Raw genomic sequence first — 18,669 nt, 5'->3', positions numbered from 1 at the left:
GCGCTGTCGTGGCTCGCCACGAAAGCAGATCCAAGGGCAGGTGAAGTCCCCAGGTCAGGTAGAATGCGTAACACGCAAAATTCGAGGTTTCAGCGGTGGATCTACAGCAGGGCTTCGTCCTGACCCGGCATTGGCGCGATACCCCGGCGGGCACCGAAGTCGAGTTCTGGCTGGCGACGGATGCCGGTCCCCGGCGCGTGCGCCTGCCGGTGCAGACGTCGGTGGCGTTCGTGCCGCAGATCCAGCGTGGCCAGGTCGAGGCGCTGTTGCAGGGCGAGAAGGATGTCGAGTTGCGGCCCCTGGACCTGCTGGATTTCGAGCACCGCCCGGTGCTCGGCCTGTATTGTCGGCAACATGCGCAACTGATGCGGCTGGACACGACATTGCGGCGGGCTGGCGTGGATGTATTCGAGGCCGACATCCGGCCGCCGGAACGCTACCTGATGGAGCGCTTCATTACCGCACCGGTCTGGTTCGGCGGCACGCCCTCAACCGATGGCTTGCTCCTGGATGCCCAGATGAAACCCGCGCCCGACTACCGGCCACCGCTGCGGCTGGTGTCCCTGGACATCGAAACCACCGCCCAGGGCGATTTGTATTCGATTGCCCTGGAGGGCTGCGGCGAGCGCCAGGTCTATATGCTCGGGCCGCCCAATGGCGATGATCGTGAGGTGGATTTCCAGCTGGAATACTGCGAGTCCCGCGCGGCGCTGTTGAAGAAACTCAACGAGTGGTTCGCCCGCTTCGATCCCGACGCGATCATCGGTTGGAACCTGGTGCAGTTCGATCTGCGCGTGTTGCATGAACACGCCCGCCGCCTGGCCGTGCCGCTGCGTCTTGGCCGTGGCGGGGAAGAAATGCAATGGCGCGAGCACGGCGCGCGCAACAACCATTTTTTTGCCTCGGCGGCTGGCCGGTTGATCATCGATGGGATCGAGTCCTTGCGCTCGGCGACCTGGAGTTTTCCTTCGTTCAGCCTGGAAAACGTCGCCCAGACCCTGTTGGGCGAGGGCAAGTCCATCGACAACCCGTACCAGCGCATGGACGAAATCAACCGCATGTTCGCCGAGGATAAACCGGCCCTGGCTCGCTACAACCTCAAGGATTGCGAGTTGGTCACGCGCATCTTCGCCAAGACCGAGCTGCTCAAGTTCTTGCTGGAACGGGCCAGCGTCACCGGCCTGCCGGCGGATCGCAGCGGCGGCTCGGTGGCGGCGTTCACGCATCTGTACATGCCGCTGATGCATCGCCAGGGTTTCGTCGCGCCGAACCTCGGCCAGCGTCCGCCGGAGGCCAGCCCTGGCGGGTTTGTGATGGATTCCCAGCCGGGGCTCTACGAATCGGTGTTGGTGCTGGACTACAAGAGTCTGTATCCATCGATCATCCGCACCTTTCTCATCGACCCGGTGGGCTTGATCGAAGGCCTGCGCCACCCGGACGACACCGAGTCGGTGCCAGGTTTTCGCGGGGCGCGGTTCTCGCGCACCGGGCACTGCCTGCCGGCCATCGTGGCGCGGGTTGCCGACGGCCGGGAAACCGCCAAGCGCGAACACAACGCGCCGCTGTCCCAGGCACTGAAAATCATCATGAACGCGTTCTACGGCGTGCTTGGCTCCAGTGGCTGTCGTTTCTTCGATTCGCGCCTGGCGTCGTCCATCACCTTGCGCGGCCACCAGATCATGCAGCGTACCCGGCAACTGATCGAAGCGCGGGGCCATGTGGTGATCTATGGCGATACCGATTCGACCTTCGTCTGGTTACGCCGCCCCCACGGCCAGGAAGAAGCCGCGGCGATCGGCCGGGAGCTGGTCGCTCACGTCAACCAATGGTGGCGTGATCACGTACGTGAAGAGTTCGAGCTGGAAAGCGCGCTGGAGCTGCAATTCGAAACCCACTTCAAGCGTTTCCTGATGCCGACCATCCGCGGCGCGGAGGAGGGCAGCAAGAAGCGCTACGCCGGTTTGGTGACCCGTGCCGACGGCAGCGACGAGATCATCTACAAGGGCCTGGAGACCGTGCGTACCGACTGGTCGCCCCTGGCCCGGCAGTTCCAGCAGGAACTGTATGGACGGATCTTCCATCGCCAGCCCTATCAGGATTACGTTCGCGATTATGTCCAGCAGACCCTGGCCGGCGCGTTCGACGAACGCCTGGTCTACCGCAAGCGCTTGCGTCGTCCGCTGGACGACTACGAGCGCAACGTGCCGCCACATGTGCGGGCCGCGCGGCTGGCCGACGAGTTCAACGAGCGCCAGGGCCGGCCACGGCAATACCAGAATGGCGGCTGGATCAGCTACGTCATCACCGTCGCCGGCCCCGAGCCGCTGGAAATCCGTAGCGCGCCGATTGACTATGACCACTACGTGACGAAGCAGCTGCAGCCGGTGGCGGATGCGATCCTGCCGTTTGTGGATGATGATTTTTCAACGTTGATCGGTGGGCAGATGGGGTTGTTCTGATCGACATTGTTGGCGGCAGGGATGCCCTTGTGGCGAGGGAGCTTGCTCCTGCTGGGCTGCGTAGCGGCCCTGAGTTTCTGGCGGTTGCTGCGCAACCGAGCGGGAGCAAGCTCCCTCGCCACAAGAGCGCGCCGCTGGAATAAGGGCGCGCTCATCACCACGGCGGTCGAGTGGACTAGACCATCGCCAACCGCTGCTTGCCCTGTGGCTGCGGGAACACCAGGTCCAATGCCGCCAGATCCTGAGGCTCAAGCTGCAGATTCGCCGCTTCGGCGTTCAGGCGCACGTGTTCAGCTTGCACAGCCTTGGGGATGGCGATGACGTTGTCCTGGCGCAGCAGCCAGGCGAGGGCGATCTGTGCCGGCGTCGCGCGGTGGCGTTCGGCGATCTGTTGCAGGGTGTGGTCCTTGAGCAAATGCCCGCCCTGGCCGACCGGACAATAGGCCATGATCGGCATACGCTGTTGCTGGCTCCAGGGCAGCAGGTCGAATTCGATGCCGCGTTCTTGCAGGTTGTACAACACTTGATTGGTAGCGCAGACCGGCGAGGCCAGCTCCTCCAGATCGTCGACGTCAAAGTTCGACACGCCCCAGCGGCCGATCTTGCCTTCTTCGCGCAGGCGCTCAAACGCTTCGACGGTTTCCTCCAGTGGGTACTGGCCGCGCCAGTGCAGCAAATAGAGGTCGATATAATCGGTGTCGAGGCGCCGCAAGCTGCGCTCGCAGGCCAACGGAATGCCTTTGCGGCTGGCATTGTGCGGGTAGACCTTGCTCACCAGGAACACCTGGTCGCGTAGCCCGGTGATCGCTTCGCCAACGACCTGCTCGGCGCCGCCCTCGGCATACATTTCGGCCGTGTCGATCAGGCTCATACCCAGTTCGATGCCCAGGCGCAGGGCAGCTACTTCTTTCTTGTGATGGGACGGTTCCTCACCCATCCGCCAGGTGCCCTGGCCGATTACCGGTACGGATACGCCGGCCAATTCCACAGTTCTCATGCACATCTCCTGTCGTGCTGGTCGATACAGCGTGTGGCAGCAGGATAGACCAGGCGTTCCAACCTTGATCGTTCCCGCGCAAAAGGCAGGAACGATCGGTTGGTGGCAGGATTACTCGGCCGAGAACTTCAGCACCATGGTCTGGGTGTAGGTCTGGCCCGGATCAAGTCGCGTGGTAGGGAAGGATGGCTGGTTTGGCGAATCGGGATAATGCTGGGTTTCCAGGGTAAACGCGCTCCAGTGCGGGTAGACCTTGCCTTGCTTGCCCTTGATCGTGCCGTCGAGGAAGTTGCTGGTGTAGAACTGCACGCCCGGCTCGCTGGTGTAGAGCTGCAGGCGCCGTCCGGACTGCGGATCCTGGACCTCGGCGGCGAGTTTGTTCACGTCGCCCTTGGCGTCGAGTACCCAGTTGAAATCGAAGCCGCCTTGTTTCGGTTCGGCAAATTTCAGCTGCGGATGATCAGCCTTGATATGCGTGCCAATGGGCGTGGGCTTGGTGAAATCCATCGGGGTGCCGGCTACTGGCGCCAGCTCGCCGGTGGGGATCAGCTTGGCGGTCACTGGTGTGTAGCGGGACGCGTGCAGCGTCGCGACTTGCTTGAGGATGTCGCCATTACCGGCGCCGGCCAGGTTGAAATAGCTGTGGTTGGTCAGGTTCAGCACGGTCGGCTTGTCGGTGCTGGCCTTGTAGTCGATGCGCAATTCGTTCTGGTCGTTGAGGCTGTAGGTGACGTCGGTCTTCAGGTTGCCGGGAAAGCCCATTTCACCGTCCGCCGACAGATACGTCAGGGTCACGCCTACCGAGTCCTTGTCGTTGCTCGGCTCGGCCTTCCAGACACGCTTGTCGAAGCCTTGCGGCCCACCGTGCAAGGAGTTGTCCTTGTCGTTCTGCGGCACCTGGTAACGCTTGCCATCCAGCTCGAACGCACCGCCGGCCAGACGGTTGCCGAAGCGGCCGATGGTCGCGCCGAAATACACGTTGCCGTTCTTCTGGTAACCCTGCACATCGTCGAAGCCGAGCACGATGTCTGCAGTCATGCCGTTTTTGTCCGGCACGATCAGTGACTGGAGGATCCCGCCGTAAGTGATGACGGTCGCCTCGACGCCGTGGCTGTTGCGCAGTACGTATTTTTCAACCGGCGTGCCGTCGTTGGTCTTGCCGAAGGCAACGCGTTCATTGGTCAGGCCGGCGGCCTGGGCAGAGGTGGCAATCATCAGAGAGACTCCGAGGGCCGTGAGCAGATGTCTGGATTCAAGCATGGTGTGACCTTCCTTTCCTGTTGTTTTGTTGTTGTTTTTAACGTGGTCGAGTCCGTTACCTGTCGGACAGCGATGAAGGTTTTTCTGTTCAGTAGTCTTTCTATTTGAGGGTAGAGAAGGGATTTATAGCTATAAATTGAGATTTATCAATTAAAAAGTAAGACTAATTGAGCGGAGCGAACCTTGGCCAAACGTGTACTCTCACGGCCGTTACCGCACTTTTACGGTTTTTGCCGCTCTATCCATGGCCAGGAAACGGCGATTCCCCACCGCTTCCCCATGCCCAGACCGAGATTCGATGGCCGCTGTCTTACATTCCGTGAGGGTCTTGCCACGTCGCTGCGGCTTGCTGCTGGCGAGCCTGTTGCTGATGCTCAGCGGCGGATGCAGCCATCAGCAAGGCCAGGACATGGTTACCCAGTTCAGCAATGCCAGGCCCCAGGAGTTCTTGCAGACCAGCGTCGACCGCATGGCCACGCTGTCGATGCATGACAACCTGCAGAGCCTTTACCTGCTGATGCACAAGCTCTACCTGCGCAACCCGGAAGAACTGCGCAAATCTGGCTTTCTCGATGCCCGTATCGCCGTCAAGCAAGTGCGCGAGGCGATTGAACAGCAGCAACCGTTGCCGGCCCTGGGCAACAGGAAGGACCTGGCAGCGCTGAGCTATGCGATGAGTCCCGAGTTTCTCGGTGACCGGGTCGGAGCGTTCATCTATGCCATTGGCAGCATGCTGGTGACGGCTCACGGCAACCGTCTCGAGTTCTACATGACCGACACCATCGATCCGCGCTTCGTCAGCAACTCGGCGCGCAACATCGAGAAAGCCACGTGGCTGTTGGGCCAGCGGCAGAACAAGGACGGCACGCCGATGCTGTTCTCCAATGAAATCTCGGAGGAGGGCAGCAACCTGAGCTTTGCCGTGGAGTTCGGGAAGATCGTCGCGCGCCTCGACCTGCTGACCCAGATGCTGGACGAGCGCTATCGGCGAATCGGCTTGAATTATGCGCAGAGTCTGCTGTTTCTCAATTTCCTGCCTGTTCAGTAGCTGCGTCGTGCAAATGGAATAAACATAGATCACATCGATATAGGGAGTTATAAGAAAAATCGCTATGCTCGCGGCCAGATTTTTCATGCGGTCGCGCTGAGACGGGTTTGATGGATTTCGGTAATGTCGGTTTAGTCGTAGCGGGACTGGTGGTCGGTTTCATCGTCGGGATGACCGGCGTCGGCGGCGGATCGCTGATGACGCCCATCTTATTGTGGTTCGGCATCAACCCCGCGACGGCGGTGGGGACTGACCTGCTGTACGCGGCGATTACCAAATCCGGCGGCGTGCTGGTCCATGCGAAAAACCGCAATATTGACTGGGCCATTACCGGTTGGCTGACTTTGGGCAGTGTGCCGGCGGTTGGGCTGACCCTGTGGTTTCTCAGCAGCCTGAACAGTTCTCCCGACGCGATGAACGCGGTCATCAAGCAAGCCCTGGGCTTTGTGCTGTTCGCCACCGCCCTGGCAATCCTGTTCAAGAAGCGCCTGCTGCAGTTTGCCCATGACCGCGCCGGCGGCCATTACAACCCCAGTGGCTCGCGGCTCAACCTGTTGACTGTCATCACCGGCCTGGTGCTGGGCACGATGGTCGCATTGACTTCCATCGGCGCCGGCGCCCTGGGCACCGTCGCGCTGTTCATCCTCTATCCGTTCCTGGTCACCAAGCGCCTGGTTGGCACCGAAATCGCCCATGCCGTGCCGTTGACCCTGGTCGCGGGCCTTGGCCACGCAAGCATGGGCAACATGGACTGGCACATCCTCGGCTTTCTGCTGATCGGTTCGTTGCCGGGCATCTATCTGGGCAGCCACTTGTCGGGACGCGTTTCCGACGAGCTCCTGCGCCCTTGCCTGGCGGTGATGTTGGCCATGATCGGTTTCAAACTCGCGTTCTGATTTGGTCGGAGTCATGGCTACCTCGGCATAGTCATACCTGTAAACCAGGTACTGATGAGGCCTCGATCCATGAACAGCCCAGCCAGAGATCTGCTGCAACGCCTGCGCCGTCGTCGCGCCGAACCGCGCACCGACATCGTCGACATCCTGCGCCGTCACGCCGAACCGCTGCCTGCCGAGGACAGCCCGAGCTTTGGCGAAATGTTTGATCGCTTCGCCGACGCCAAGGTCGTGCTGATCGGCGAAGCCAGCCACGGCACCCATGATTTCTACCGCACCCGCGCTGCTATTACCCGGCACCTGATCGAGCGTCACGGCTTCGGCATTGTCGCGGTCGAAGCCGACTGGCCCGATGCCGGACAGATCGACCGCTGCGTGCGCGACCTGGGGCCTTCGGCCTGGAAACAGCAGGCGTTCGCCCGGTTTCCCAGCTGGATGTGGCGCAACACCGATGTCCAGGACTTTGTCCGTTGGTTGCGCGGCTACAATCTCGGCCAGCCTGACGCTCATCGCGTGGAGTTTCGCGGGTTGGACGTCTACAGCCTGCGCCATTCCATCGACGAGGTACTCGATTACCTCGACAAGAGCCATCCCCACCTGGCCCGTGACGCCCGCCATCGTTATGGCTGTCTGACGCCCTGGCACGACGACCCGGCGCTGTATGGCCATTTCACCGAGCGCGGCAACCTGGCGACATGCGAAGACGCCGTGGTCGAACAGCTCAACACGCTGCTCGCCGAGCGCCTTGATCCGTTGATCGAGGATGACGAGAGCTTCTTCAGCGCGGTGCAGAACGCCCGCGTCGTGCGCGCCGCCGAACAGTACTACCGCGCCATGTATCGCGGCGGCAAGTCGTCCTGGAACCTGCGCGACCGGCACATGTTCGACACCCTGCAAAGCCTGCTGGAGCATCGCGGGCCCGATGCGAAAGCGATCGTCTGGGCGCATAACTCCCACATCGGCAACGCCGCCGCGACACGAATGGGCTGGGAGGGTGAGTTCAACATCGGCCAGTTGTGCCGCATGGCTTATGGCCGCGACGCGGTATTGCTGGGCATGGGCACCGACCGTGGCAGCGTGGCGGCAGCCGATGACTGGGACGCGCCGATGAAAATCAAGCAGGTGGTGCCGGCGCTGGCCGGCAGTTGGGAGCGGGAGTTTTCACTGGCCGGTGTGCGCGCATCGCTCACGGACTGGCGGACCGACCCGGACGAAGCACTGTTGGACGTGCTGTCCGAGCCGCTGCTCGAACGCGCCATCGGGGTGATCTACCGCCCTGAAACCGAACGCCAGAGTCATTATTTCGAAGCGGTACTGGCCGAGCAATTTGATGCCTGGCTCTGGTTCGAGCAGACCGAAGCCGTCACTCCGCTGCCCACGCCGCACACGCTGGAGCGCGAGGAAGACACCTTCCCGTTTGGCCTCTGAAGCCGGCCTGCCGTGGTTGCGCTATGAGTCCGTTGGCCTAAGCTTCAGGGCAGGCAATAGCGGTATCGGGCGACTCTCGCGGAACAATCGCCGCCATGTGCAATCAGTACAGCGTAATTATCAAAAGGAGAGGCGCATGCTTATTCGGTCGTTGACCTTCGCTACCTTGCTGGCCATCGCCGGCCCGTTGTTCGCTGCAGATGGCGACTCACCCCTGGTGGCGGAGGTGGGCAAGTCCCGGCCCGTGATTGTCATCGCGCCCAGCTCTGTCGATCCTGCGTGGGTCAGCCTGAAAAAAGCCTTGGACGAGCCGGCGGGCAAGCAGGGTTTCTCGGAGCGCAACATGGTGCTCTATACCGTGCTCAATACCATCGGCCAGCGTGATGGCAAAGACCTCGACCCGCAAAGCACCATGGCGTTGATCCGTTCCCTCAAGCTGGGAGCGGGAGCGCAGACCAAGATCATCCTGGTAGGCAAGGACGGGGAAAAGAAGCTTGAGCATTCCGGCGCGATCGAACTGAAGGCGCTGTTCGATACCGTCGACAAGCTGCCCGAGACGGAAAAACAAGCCACGGCGCCAACCCCACCGCCAGCGCCGGAACCCGAGCCGGCCAAGGACGCCAAAGGCACCAAGCCGGGCAAGGCAACAAAGCCTGCGGCTGCGCCGAAACCGTTGGATGACTGATTCCTGAAAGCAACGATACCCCCCGTGGCGAGGGAGCTTGCTCCCGCTGGGCTGCGTAGCAGCCCTATGCTTTTTCCGGGCTCATCGTCTGACAGATTTGGGGCCGCTGCGCGACCCAGCGGGAGCAAGCTCCCTCGCCACAAAAGCACCTCACCGCGCTTCTAATGCCATCAGGATCTGGTGCGCGGCTCTCACCCGTTCTTCAATCGGGTAGTTCTTGTTCGCCAGCATCACGATTCCCAAGTCCTCTCCAGCGACGAACGCTGCGTATGCGCCGAAACCGTTAGTCGACCCTGTCTTGTTGATCCAGGCGCCGTCGGGCGCGGGGCGCGGCGGGGTGAGCGGCTCGGCCTTTTGCGGCGTCAAAGCCATCTGTGGACTGTTGCCGGCGAGCAAGCCATCGACGGTGAGCGGAGGTAGGTAGAACTCCCAGCCCAGCCCCTGGTGCATCCCTCCAACCTTGTAGAAACCTGTTTGTGTCGTAGCAATGGCTCGCTGCAGGCCCGCGTCCAGTTTCCCGGGTTGCAGATTGACCTCGACAAACCGGATCAGGTCCGCTGAGCTGATCTTCACCCCATAGGCTTCGGAGGCCAGCGCGCCAGGCCCGACCCGCACAGGCTTGCCATCCTTGGCGTAGCCTTGGGCGTAAGCTCCCATTTGATCTTGTGGCACTTGTACGTAGCTGTGCTTGAGGCCCAGCCCGGGCATCAGCGTCTGTTCCATCACCTCATCAAACGGTCGACCCAGGCTGCGGGCCGCCAGGAAGCCGAACAAGCCGATGCTCGGGTTCGAATAGAGCCGCTGGGTGCCGGCCGGGTAGAGCGGTTTCCAGGATTTGTAGTAGCCGAACATCCGGTCGGGATGGTCGGCATCGTCGGGAAACTGCAACGGCAGGCCGCCCACGCTATAGGTGGCGAGATCGAGCAGGCGGGCGTTTTCAAGGGCACTGCCACGCAATTCGGGGGCATAGCGACCGGCGAGGTCTGACAGCTGCAGTTTGCCCTGGGCCTGGGCGTAGGCGCCGAGTGTCGCGGTAAATGTCTTGCTGATCGAGCCGACTTCGAACAGGGTCTGCTCGGTGACGGCTTTTTTCGTATCTTTGGAGGCAACGCCATAATTGAAGAACCGGCGCTGGCCGTTGTGCGTGATCGCCACGGCCATGCCCGCGATGTCCTGCTCTTTTATCAAGGGTTGGATAACGGCATTGACCGTGTCTTCAATGCGCTCCTGGGCGAAGCCCGGGGTCGTCCCGCAGGCCAGGACAAAAGTCCCGGCGAGTATCGATTTGGCAATGTGCATCTGGACCGCTCTCGTTAGCTCTCCTTGAGGGGGGTCAATCTAGGACGTTTTCCGCTGTCGGGCAATCCGAGGCCATCGAGTAGAGGCCAGGTTCAGAATGGTCCCACAAGGATGCGGGAGCATTCCTACAAAAAGCCCGGCGGCCTGACGCGACTGGCCTCAAGCCAAACCACACAAAGCGGCGGCCGCCGGGTAAACTCGCGGCTCTTTCCAAAGGAGTTCCCATGAGTTACTACCAGCCCGGCATTCTCGCCACCCCTGTTCCGCCTCAGGCCCGTCATCTGTTTTTTGCCCTGGAATCGGTCGAGGCACTGCCGGCTGCGATCGACAAGCTGTTGCTGCAACTGGATGGCCGCGTGGTAGTCGGCTTTGGCGAGTCGCTGGTCCAGGCGCTGGGCGCCAAGGTCGAGGGCTTGCGCGCGTTCCCGGCGCTGGCGGGCGTCGGCGTGGACAACCCGTCGACCCAGCACGCGTTCTGGTGCTGGTTGCATGGCGAAGATCGCGGCGAGCTGATGCACCGCAGTCGCGCCATCGAAGCGGCATTGGCGCCGGCACTGCGTCTGGTGCAGATGAACGAAACCTTTCGGCACATGACCGGCCACGACCTGACCGGCTACGAAGATGGCACCGAAAACCCTCACGACGAAGCGGCCGTGGCCGCCGCCCTGGCCCAGGGCAACGACGGGCTGCGCGGTGGCAGTTTTGCTGCGATCCAGCAATGGCAGCATGACCTGGACGGTTTCGCCGCGATGCAGCCCCATGAGCGAGACAACATCATGGGCCGGCGCCTGAGCGATAACGAAGAGCTCGAAGATGCGCCTGAGTCTGCCCACGTCAAGCGCACGGCCCAGGAAAGCTTTGCTCCGGAGGCTTTTGTCGTACGCCGTTCCATGCCCTGGATCGAAGGTGACCGCGCTGGCCTGATGTTCCTGGCGTTCGGTTTTTCCCTGGACGCCTTCGAGGCGCAATTGCGGCGCATGAGCGGTCTGGAGGACGGTATTACCGATGGCCTGTATCGCATGAGCCGGCCGATTACCGGTGGTTACTACTGGTGCCCGCCGCAGTTGGACGGGCGCCTGGACCTGCGGGCTCTCGCCCGCTAAGCAGCGTCCCGCCCCGACAGGCCGGTCGCGTTGTGCAAATCGTCGAGTCAACGCTATCCTTGGGCCCGACGTATTTGCCTGGAAACGGGAGAGCAAGCGTGGATAAAGTCATCGTCATCACCGGTGGCGGGCGTGGGATCGGGGCGGCCACGGCGTTGTTGGCGGCCGACCTGGGCTATCGGATCTGCATCAACTACCAGTCGGATGAAAACGCTGCCCAGGATGTGCTCGCCCAGATCCGTGCCAAGGGCGCGCAGGCCATTGCGGTGCGGGCCGACGTGAGCATCGAGGACGAAGTGGTCGGCCTGTTCAACCGCGTGGACACCGAGCTGGGCCGCGTCACCGCCCTGGTGAACAACGCCGGTACGGTTGCCCACAAGTCCCGACTCGATGAAATGTCCGAGTTCCGCATGCTCAAGATCCTGAAGACCAACGTGCTCGGGCCGATGTTGTGCGCCAAGCAGGCGGTGCTGCGCATGTCGCCCCGGCATGGCGGGCAGGGCGGCAGCATCGTCAACGTTTCCTCGGTTGCCGCCCGCTTGGGCGCACCGGGTGAATATGTCGACTACGCGGCTTCCAAGGGCGCATTGGACACCTTCACCGTCGGCCTTTCCAAGGAGGTCGCTGGCGAAGGTATTCGCGTCAATGCGGTCCGCCCGGGCTACATCTACACCGATTTCCATGCCCTCAGCGGCGATCCGGAGCGGGTCAGCAAGCTGGAATCGGCGATCCCCATGGCCCGGGGCGGACGTCCGGACGAAGTGGCCGAGGCGATTATCTGGCTGCTGTCGGACAAGGCTTCGTATGCGACCGGGACGTTTGTGGAGCTGGGGGGCGGGCGCTGATCTTGGTTTCTGGTTGTCTGTGCCGGCCTCTTCGCGAGCAGGCTCGCTCCCACATTGGCTCTCTTTTTGGCACCTATTTCAGGCGCGCAGCACAATTCATTGTGGGAGCGAGCCTGCTCGCGAAGGCAATCCCAAAGGCAACATCGCACTCAGAACGACCGGATAATCCGCCCCAACGTCTCCATGGCCTTTTCCGACACATCGGTCCAGGGCCCGCCATAGTTCAGGCGAATACAGTTCCTGAACCGCCGGGTCGCTGAAAAGATCGGCCCCGGTGCAATACTGATGCCTTGCGCCAGGGCCATCTGGAACAGTTTCAGCGAATCAATCTGCTCCGGCAGCTCCAGCCACAAGAAGTACCCACCCGCCGGCTGGCTCACCCGAGTCTGCGCCGGAAAATACCGGGCTATGGCGGCGAGCATGGCGCTTTGCTGTTCTTCCAGGGCGTAGCGCAACTTGCGCAGGTGACGGTCGTAGCCTCCATGTTGCAGGTAATCGGCGATCGCGGCCTGGGCCGGCATCGAGGCGCACAGTGAAGTCATCAGCTTGAGCCGCTCGATCTTCCGGGCGTAGCGCCCGGCGGCGACCCAGCCGATGCGGTAGCCCGGGGCCAGGCTCTTGGCGAACGAGCCGCAGTGCATCACCAGGCCTTCGGTGTCGAACGCTTTCGCCGGCTTGGGAGCCTGCTGGCCGTAGTAGAGTTCGGCATAGACATCATCCTCGATCAACGGCACCTGGTAGCGACGCAACAGTTCGACCAAGGCCTGTTTGCGCGCTTCGGGCATGGTCGCGCCAATCGGGTTCTGGAAGCTGGTCATGCACCAACAGGCCTTGACCGGATGGCGCGCCAGCGTCTGTTCCAGCACATCGAGATCAATGCCGTCGCGTGGGTGGACGGGGATTTCCACCGCCTTGAGTTTCAGCCGTTCGAGTACTTGCAGGCTGGCATAGAACGCGGGCGCCTCGATTGCCACCAGGTCGCCCGGCTCGGTCACGGCTTGCAGGCACAGGTTCAATGCCTCCAGGGCGCCGTTGGTGACGAGCAGTTCCTCCATGGGCAGCATCAGGCCGCCGACCATATAGCGCAGGGCGATCTGGCGGCGCAGTTGAGGGTTGCCCGGCGACATGTCGGTGACCACTACGCGCGGATCCATGTCCCGCGTGGCGCTGGACAACGAGCGGGACAGGCGTTGCAGGGGAAACAGCGTCGGGCTGGGGAATGCCGAGCCGAACGGTACGGTCGTCGGATCCTTGATCGAGTCGAGCACCGAAAATACCAGTTCGCTGACGTCGACCTCGGTGGACTCGTGGACCTGGCTGCTGGCGACCGGCTCGCAGAACGGGCTCGGCGCATGATGATTGACGAAGTAGCCGGAGCGCGGCCGGGCACGGATCAGACCACGTCGCTCCAGCAGGTAATAGGCCTGGAACACGGTGGACGGACTGACGCCGTAGGTCTGGCTGGCGTAGCGCACCGACGGCACCCGTTGGCCCGGCCCGAGCATGCCGGAGCGGATTAGTTCGGCGATGTCGTCGGCAAATTTTTCGTAGCGTTTCATGGCGGGTCCGGTCTTGAATCACGCGTGGTTTGCGCTTTTAACTGCGGAAGCGCGCTCGTTCCCACAAAAGCAAGGCATCTTAAGGCTTCACCGATTCATCGGTGCTACAAAACGGCTTTTTGCTTCGCTGTAAATGTCTGGCTCATCACTGTCGGCAACCTTGAACGTCATTTCCTGGGACCCGCTCTTGGGCCGTTCGCTGAGCATCACCACCGACACCGGAACATCGACGATTTCCCCGGGTGCCAGGCTCAGCTGCGCCCTGCCTTGCAGGACGAAACCAGCGCCGTCCGCCAGCGATAATTGATACGCCTGGCGTTGCTGGGTCTTGTTGATGATCTTCAGGCTGTAGATGTTTTCGATCTGGCCCTGGCTGTTCTCACGGAACAGGCCGCGGTCCTTGCTCACATCCAGCGACACCATTGGCCGCTCCACCAGTGCCAGGGCCAGCGCAGCGATCATGACCATCAGTACCGCCGTGTAGCCGACCAGCCGTGGTCGCAGCAGGTGAGTCTTGCCGCCTTGCAGCTGACGTTCGGAGGTGTATTTGATCAGGCCACGGGCGTAGCCCATCTTGTCCATGATCGAATCGCAGGCGTCGATGCAGGCCGCGCAGCCGATGCACTCCATTTGCAGACCGTCGCGAATATCGATGCCGGTCGGGCAGACCTGTACGCACATCTGGCAGTCAATGCAGTCGCCCAGCCCGATGTTGGCCGGGACCGCATCGCGTTTGCGCGGGCCGCGAATTTCGCCACGGGCCACGTCGTAGGAAATGGTCAGCGTGTCCTTGTCGAACATCACGCTTTGAAATCGCGCATAAGGGCACATGTGCATGCACACGGCTTCGCGCAGCCAGCCGGCGTTGAGGTAAGTGGCCCCGGTGAAAAAAACCACCCAGAACAGGCTGACGCCAGCCATTTGCAGGGTCAGCAGCTCTTCCGCCAGCGGCCGGATCGGGGTGAAGTAGCCTACGAACGTCAGGCCGGTGAGCAGGCTGATGGCCAGCCACAACGTATGTTTGGCCAAGCGTCGCAGCAGTTTGTTCACGCCCCACGGCGCGGCTTGCAGCTTGATCCGCTGGTTGCGCTCACCTTCGGTGATCTTCTCGACCCACATGAAGATCCAGGTCCATGAGCTCTGAGGACAGGTGTAGCCGCACCACACACGCCCGGCGAACACGGTAATCGCAAACAGGCCGAACGCGGCAATGATCAACAACGCCGAGAGCAGGACGAAGTCCTGGGGCCAGAAGGTCGCGCCGAAAATATGGAATTTGCTCTCGGAAAGATCCCAGAGCACTGCCTGGCGACCGTTCCAGTCCAGCCAAACCGTGCCGAAGAACAGCAGGAACAGGACGCCGGCACCGCTGATGCGCAGGGTACGAAACAAACCGCTGAAGCTACGGGTGTGGATCAGGTTGTCGGTAGTCCTGGCCCTGATTCTCGTGGGTGCGGGGTCGAAGGTCTGTATCAACTGGGCGGGGATTCTTTCGCTCATGGTCGGTCGCTCATCAGCCGCTATCTGGCCGGAGCACTATGACCATCGAACTGTTTGCATAACAGACTCAGGTAGCGGGATAAAAACCGGATCAGATACCGCGCGGCCCCGGCCCTGCGACACTTTGATGCACCCGGCAATGACCGAACAACGCTCAGTGGCAAGGGAGCAATCTCCCTCGCCAGCGTGGAGTCAGATCACTGAGTCGCTGTCAGTCGCCTTCAGGTTCTGCCGTCCGTCAGCCGCTCCGGCCACGGTCAGGGCATCCACTTCCGCCTCGGTCAGGTAGACCCGCCCGCCATTGAGCTCCACGGCTGACATGGCCTTGTCCGGGTCGGTAATGATCGTCAACTCGCTCGCCGGTCGCTGTTCCTGGCCGTTGGGGGTGTCGAAGTGGCAGGTCCGGTTGTCATCGATTCGTACAGTCATGTTGATGCTCCTTCCTTCAGTGTCTGAACGTTAGGTGGCGTGCCGCCGGCAGGGTTCGTTGCGGCTGATCAGCGGTCGGTCGCACGTCTCGCATCGCTTGTGGTCCATCATTTATCGAGTGAAGAGAGGAAGGTCCATGGAATCGTGGTGGGATGAAGTCTGGATAACTCTGCAAGCTGAATTCGCCGACATCACCGATACCGAGCAGATGACACGGGTGACGGTGCGCCTGGTAATGGCTGCACTGCTGGGGGGCATCCTGGGGTTCGAGCGTGAGCACAAGGGCAAGGCCGCCGGCGTGCGCACCCATATGCTGGTGGCGCTGGGCGCCGCGCTGTTCGTGTTGGTGCCGCAGATGTCCGGCTCCCAGGCCGACGCGATGAGCCGGGTGATTCAGGGCGTCGTCGCTGGCATCGGCTTCCTCGGCGCCGGCACCATCCTGAAAAACGACAATGGCGACGAAAGCCACGTAAAAGGCCTGACCACCGCCGCCGGCCTGTGGATGACCGCCGCCATCGGCGTTGCCGCCGGATTGGGCCGGGAAGCGACAGCGTTGCTCAGTACGGTGCTGGCGCTGGCGATTTTCAGTGTGATGCCGATGATTGTTCGGGCGTTGGAAAAAGACGAAAAGTTGTAACCATTCGCCGGACTGGGCATGGATTCTGTGGGAGCGAGCCTGCTCGCGAAGGCGGAGTAATCAGCACCACCTATGCTGACTGACACACCGCTTTCGCGAGCAGGCTCGCTCCCACAGGTTTATCACTGATCTGTCGAGTCAAACCCGCTCCGGCGGCGCCTCGCTCGGCGGATCTCCCAAAGGCGGTTGCGGGTCCAGCGGTGGGTCCTTCTCTGGAATCGGCTCGGGATCCGGACCGGGTGGCGGCAGGGTTGGGTCGTCGATGTTCGGATCGGGTGTTTCGGCCGGGATGGGAATGGTCATTCGATCGGGCCTCCGGGGTGGATGTGGCTTGAGTCGTGCTTGTCTGGTTGACCATGGCCCGACGGGTTTGATTCCCCGGTGCCGGCCAGTAAATCGTGCTGAACTTTTGGTCGCCGGTCCGGTTCGGAGCTTAAGTGAGTTAAATCAGGGACCCATTGGGCCTTTACCGCCACAAGTGCGTCCATGGGGCGTAGAAGGAGCGATGCTCGATGATTGCCGAACAGCCAAATGACCTGGCGAACAACCCGCATCTGCCGTTGTCCCAGGCGTTGTTATTGCCACGTATTGCGATTGAAAACACCATGCCGGTGATCGATGGCGGGCAGTTTGCCGCCAAGGCCCTGGCGGGGCAGGACGTGACGGTGACCAGCAAGGTGTTTGCCGATGGCCACGATAAGTTGGCTGTGCGGATCCGCTGGCGTGCGCTGGAAGACGATATCTGGAACAGCGAAGTGATGACCGAGCTGGGCAACAACAGCTGGCGCGGTCAATTTAACGTACCGGCCGTCGGCCGCTACGTGTTTTGCATCGAGGCGTGGTTTGATCAGTTCGCCAGCTTCCGCTACGAGCTGGAAAAAAAATTCGCCGCCGGGGTCCCCATCAGCCTGGAGCTGCAGGAAGGGCGCAATCATGTGCAACAGGCTGCCGAGCGCAGCGATGGGGAATTGAGCGAACAGCTGGCCGAGTTGCACCAGCAGCTTTCGAGTCTGTTGCCGGAAGAACAGGTCGCCCTGTTCCTTGAACCACGCAGCGCGGACCTGATGTCGCTGGCCGACCATCGGCCTTACCTGAGCATCAGTCCCGAATATCCGCTGGACGTGGAACGCGAACGGGCCGAGTTCGCAAGCTGGTATGAGTTGTTCCCTCGCTCGATCACCGATGATCCCAGCCGCCACGGCACGTTCAACGACGTGCATTCGCGCCTGGCGCTGATCCAGGACATGGGCTTCGACGTGCTGTACTTCCCGCCGATCCACCCGATCGGGCGCAGTTTCCGCAAAGGTCCGAACAACTCCCTGACCGCCGGCCCCGACGATCCGGGCAGCCCTTACGCCATTGGCAGCGAGGAGGGCGGGCACGAGGCGATTCACCCGCAGTTGGGCACTCGCGAGGATTTCCGCCGCCTGGTGGCCGCCGCAGCCGATCACGGCCTGGAAATCGCCCTCGACTTCGCCATCCAGTGTTCCCAGGACCACCCCTGGCTCAAGCAGCATCCGGGCTGGTTCAGCTGGCGGCCGGACGGCACGATCAAATACGCGGAGAACCCGCCGAAAAAATACCAGGACATCGTCAACGTCGATTTCTACGCCGCCGATGCGATACCGAGCCTGTGGACCGAACTGCGTGACATCGTGGTGGGCTGGGTCAACGAGGGCGTGAAGATATTCCGCGTCGACAATCCCCACACCAAGCCGTTGCCGTTCTGGCAGTGGCTGATCGCCGATGTGCGCGCGCAGTACCCAGACGTGATGTTCCTGGCGGAAGCCTTCACCACGCCGGCGATGATGGCGCGGCTGGGCAAGGTCGGTTATTCCCAGAGCTACACCTATTTCACCTGGCGCAACACCAAGGCCGAACTGGCGACCTATTTCACCGAGCTCAATGAGTCGCCCTTGCGCGAATGCTATCGGCCGAATTTTTTCGTCAATACACCGGACATCAACCCGGCGTTCCTCCACGAGTCGGGGCGCGCCGGTTTTCTGATTCGCGCCGCGCTGGCGACCATGGGGTCGGGCCTGTGGGGCATGTATTCGGGCTTCGAGCTTTGCGAATCAGCAGCGGTGCCAGGCAAGGAGGAATACCTCGATTCGGAGAAGTACGAAATCCGGCCACGGGATTTCACCGCGCCGGGCAACATCATCGCCGAGATCGCTCAGCTCAACCGTATCCGCCGCCAGAACCCGGCGCTGCATACGCACCTGGGCCTGAAGATCTACAACGCCTGGAACGACAACATCCTGTACTTCGGCAAGCGCACGCCGGATGGCAGCAACTTCATCCTGGTGGCGGTGAGCCTCGATCCGCACAACGTCCAGGAAGCCAATTTCGAGTTGCCGTTGTGGGAGATGGGCCTGCCGGACGATGCCCAGACCCAGGGCGAGGATTTGATGAACGGCCACCGCTGGACCTGGTACGGCAAGTACCAGTTCATGCGGATCGACCCGGCATACCAGCCGTTCGGGATCTGGCGGATCAGCGTGGCGTGAGGCGCGAGAACGGC

Annotated in this window: 16 protein-coding genes; 9 read left to right on the top strand and 7 right to left on the bottom strand. The window is 61.8% G+C overall.

Translation table 11 applies throughout. The features are described from left to right. Positions 1–95: 95 nt before the first annotated feature. Entirely contained in the window at positions 96–2,459 is a 2,364-nt protein-coding gene (locus J3P97_RS17130; protein ID WP_434672349.1) for a DNA polymerase II, read from the top strand. A 175-nt stretch (positions 2,460–2,634) separates the two neighbouring features. On the opposite strand, the gene J3P97_RS17125 is transcribed toward J3P97_RS17130, so the two are convergent. Both J3P97_RS17125 and J3P97_RS17120 read right to left on the bottom strand, forming a co-directional pair. Further along, entirely contained in the window at positions 2,635–3,456 is an 822-nt protein-coding gene (locus J3P97_RS17125) for an aldo/keto reductase (RefSeq protein ID WP_305500194.1), read from the bottom strand. Between the two features lie 111 nt (positions 3,457–3,567). Next, on the bottom strand, positions 3,568–4,716 hold the full coding sequence (locus J3P97_RS17120) for an aldose epimerase family protein (RefSeq protein ID WP_434672348.1): 1,149 nt from the start codon (positions 4,714–4,716) through the stop codon (positions 3,568–3,570). A gap of 298 nt (positions 4,717–5,014) precedes the next feature. Here J3P97_RS17120 and J3P97_RS17115 point away from each other — a divergent pair, with 298 nt between their 5' ends. From J3P97_RS17115 to J3P97_RS17100, 4 genes are all read left to right on the top strand, one after another. Next, entirely contained in the window at positions 5,015–5,764 is a 750-nt protein-coding gene (locus J3P97_RS17115) for a hypothetical protein (RefSeq protein WP_434672347.1), read from the top strand. Positions 5,765–5,874: 110 nt separating this feature from the next. Then, complete coding sequence (locus tag J3P97_RS17110) at positions 5,875–6,660, top strand: sulfite exporter TauE/SafE family protein (RefSeq protein ID WP_434656929.1); 786 nt, start codon at positions 5,875–5,877, stop codon at positions 6,658–6,660. A 69-nt stretch (positions 6,661–6,729) separates the two neighbouring features. After that, on the top strand, positions 6,730–8,088 hold the full coding sequence (locus J3P97_RS17105) for an erythromycin esterase family protein (RefSeq protein WP_434672346.1): 1,359 nt from the start codon (positions 6,730–6,732) through the stop codon (positions 8,086–8,088). Positions 8,089–8,224: 136 nt separating this feature from the next. After that, on the top strand, positions 8,225–8,773 hold the full coding sequence (locus tag J3P97_RS17100; protein WP_434672345.1) for a DUF4174 domain-containing protein: 549 nt from the start codon (positions 8,225–8,227) through the stop codon (positions 8,771–8,773). A 150-nt stretch (positions 8,774–8,923) separates the two neighbouring features. Here the strand turns inward: J3P97_RS17100 and ampC are convergent, their stop codons facing one another. Further along, complete coding sequence (ampC, locus tag J3P97_RS17095; RefSeq protein ID WP_434672344.1) at positions 8,924–10,072, bottom strand: class C beta-lactamase; 1,149 nt, start codon at positions 10,070–10,072, stop codon at positions 8,924–8,926. A gap of 224 nt (positions 10,073–10,296) precedes the next feature. Here ampC and J3P97_RS17090 point away from each other — a divergent pair, with 224 nt between their 5' ends. Both J3P97_RS17090 and J3P97_RS17085 read left to right on the top strand, forming a co-directional pair. Then, entirely contained in the window at positions 10,297–11,175 is an 879-nt protein-coding gene (locus J3P97_RS17090; protein WP_434672343.1) for a Dyp-type peroxidase, read from the top strand. Between the two features lie 98 nt (positions 11,176–11,273). Further along, entirely contained in the window at positions 11,274–12,020 is a 747-nt protein-coding gene (locus J3P97_RS17085) for an SDR family oxidoreductase (protein ID WP_305500206.1), read from the top strand. 149 nt (positions 12,021–12,169) lie between these two features. Here J3P97_RS17085 and mapR read toward each other — a convergent pair whose 3' ends face one another. The 3 genes from mapR to J3P97_RS17070 all read right to left on the bottom strand — a co-directional run bounded on the left by mapR (position 12,170) and on the right by J3P97_RS17070 (position 15,508). Next, a complete protein-coding gene (gene mapR, locus J3P97_RS17080) occupies positions 12,170–13,579 on the bottom strand; it encodes a GntR family transcriptional regulator MpaR (RefSeq protein WP_305500207.1) in 1,410 nt (469 codons plus the stop codon). 87 nt (positions 13,580–13,666) lie between these two features. Then, the gene (ccoG, locus tag J3P97_RS17075) at positions 13,667–15,079 is read right to left on the bottom strand and encodes a cytochrome c oxidase accessory protein CcoG (RefSeq protein ID WP_434672342.1); all 1,413 of its coding nucleotides are present in this window, start codon (positions 15,077–15,079) and stop codon (positions 13,667–13,669) included. 192 nt (positions 15,080–15,271) lie between these two features. Then, entirely contained in the window at positions 15,272–15,508 is a 237-nt protein-coding gene (locus J3P97_RS17070) for a DUF3203 family protein (protein WP_434656944.1), read from the bottom strand. Between the two features lie 136 nt (positions 15,509–15,644). Between J3P97_RS17070 and J3P97_RS17065 the strand changes: the two genes are divergently transcribed. Continuing rightward, on the top strand, positions 15,645–16,145 hold the full coding sequence (locus J3P97_RS17065; protein WP_434573314.1) for an MgtC/SapB family protein: 501 nt from the start codon (positions 15,645–15,647) through the stop codon (positions 16,143–16,145). A gap of 138 nt (positions 16,146–16,283) precedes the next feature. Here J3P97_RS17065 and J3P97_RS17060 read toward each other — a convergent pair whose 3' ends face one another. After that, positions 16,284–16,448: a hypothetical protein gene (locus J3P97_RS17060; RefSeq protein ID WP_434573316.1), complete on the bottom strand. Its 165-nt coding sequence runs from the start codon at positions 16,446–16,448 to the stop codon at positions 16,284–16,286. 209 nt (positions 16,449–16,657) lie between these two features. Here J3P97_RS17060 and J3P97_RS17055 point away from each other — a divergent pair, with 209 nt between their 5' ends. After that, positions 16,658–18,655: an alpha-1,4-glucan--maltose-1-phosphate maltosyltransferase gene (locus J3P97_RS17055; RefSeq protein WP_434672341.1), complete on the top strand. Its 1,998-nt coding sequence runs from the start codon at positions 16,658–16,660 to the stop codon at positions 18,653–18,655. Positions 18,656–18,669 lie beyond the last annotated feature (14 nt).

Source organism: Pseudomonas sp. R1-15, from assembly GCF_051132085.1.
Lineage (GTDB): Bacteria > Pseudomonadota > Gammaproteobacteria > Pseudomonadales > Pseudomonadaceae > Aquipseudomonas.
Note: the sequence above shows the minus strand (reverse complement) of the source record. Positions and strands in the feature narration are given on the sequence as shown.

Coding starts and splice junctions, on each gene's coding strand:
- J3P97_RS17090 (WP_434672343.1), top strand. CDS start 10,297: ATGAGTTACTACCAGCCCGGCATTCTCGCCACCCCTGTTCCGCCTCAG.
- J3P97_RS17070 (WP_434656944.1), bottom strand. CDS start 15,508: ATGACTGTACGAATCGATGACAACCGGACCTGCCACTTCGACACCCCC.
- J3P97_RS17125 (WP_305500194.1), bottom strand. CDS start 3,456: ATGAGAACTGTGGAATTGGCCGGCGTATCCGTACCGGTAATCGGCCAG.
- J3P97_RS17060 (WP_434573316.1), bottom strand. CDS start 16,448: ATGACCATTCCCATCCCGGCCGAAACACCCGATCCGAACATCGACGAC.
- J3P97_RS17115 (WP_434672347.1), top strand. CDS start 5,015: ATGGCCGCTGTCTTACATTCCGTGAGGGTCTTGCCACGTCGCTGCGGC.
- mapR (WP_305500207.1), bottom strand. CDS start 13,579: ATGAAACGCTACGAAAAATTTGCCGACGACATCGCCGAACTAATCCGC.
- J3P97_RS17120 (WP_434672348.1), bottom strand. CDS start 4,716: ATGCTTGAATCCAGACATCTGCTCACGGCCCTCGGAGTCTCTCTGATG.
- J3P97_RS17055 (WP_434672341.1), top strand. CDS start 16,658: ATGATTGCCGAACAGCCAAATGACCTGGCGAACAACCCGCATCTGCCG.
- J3P97_RS17100 (WP_434672345.1), top strand. CDS start 8,225: ATGCTTATTCGGTCGTTGACCTTCGCTACCTTGCTGGCCATCGCCGGC.
- J3P97_RS17105 (WP_434672346.1), top strand. CDS start 6,730: ATGAACAGCCCAGCCAGAGATCTGCTGCAACGCCTGCGCCGTCGTCGC.
- ccoG (WP_434672342.1), bottom strand. CDS start 15,079: ATGAGCGAAAGAATCCCCGCCCAGTTGATACAGACCTTCGACCCCGCA.
- J3P97_RS17110 (WP_434656929.1), top strand. CDS start 5,875: ATGGATTTCGGTAATGTCGGTTTAGTCGTAGCGGGACTGGTGGTCGGT.
- ampC (WP_434672344.1), bottom strand. CDS start 10,072: ATGCACATTGCCAAATCGATACTCGCCGGGACTTTTGTCCTGGCCTGC.
- J3P97_RS17065 (WP_434573314.1), top strand. CDS start 15,645: ATGGAATCGTGGTGGGATGAAGTCTGGATAACTCTGCAAGCTGAATTC.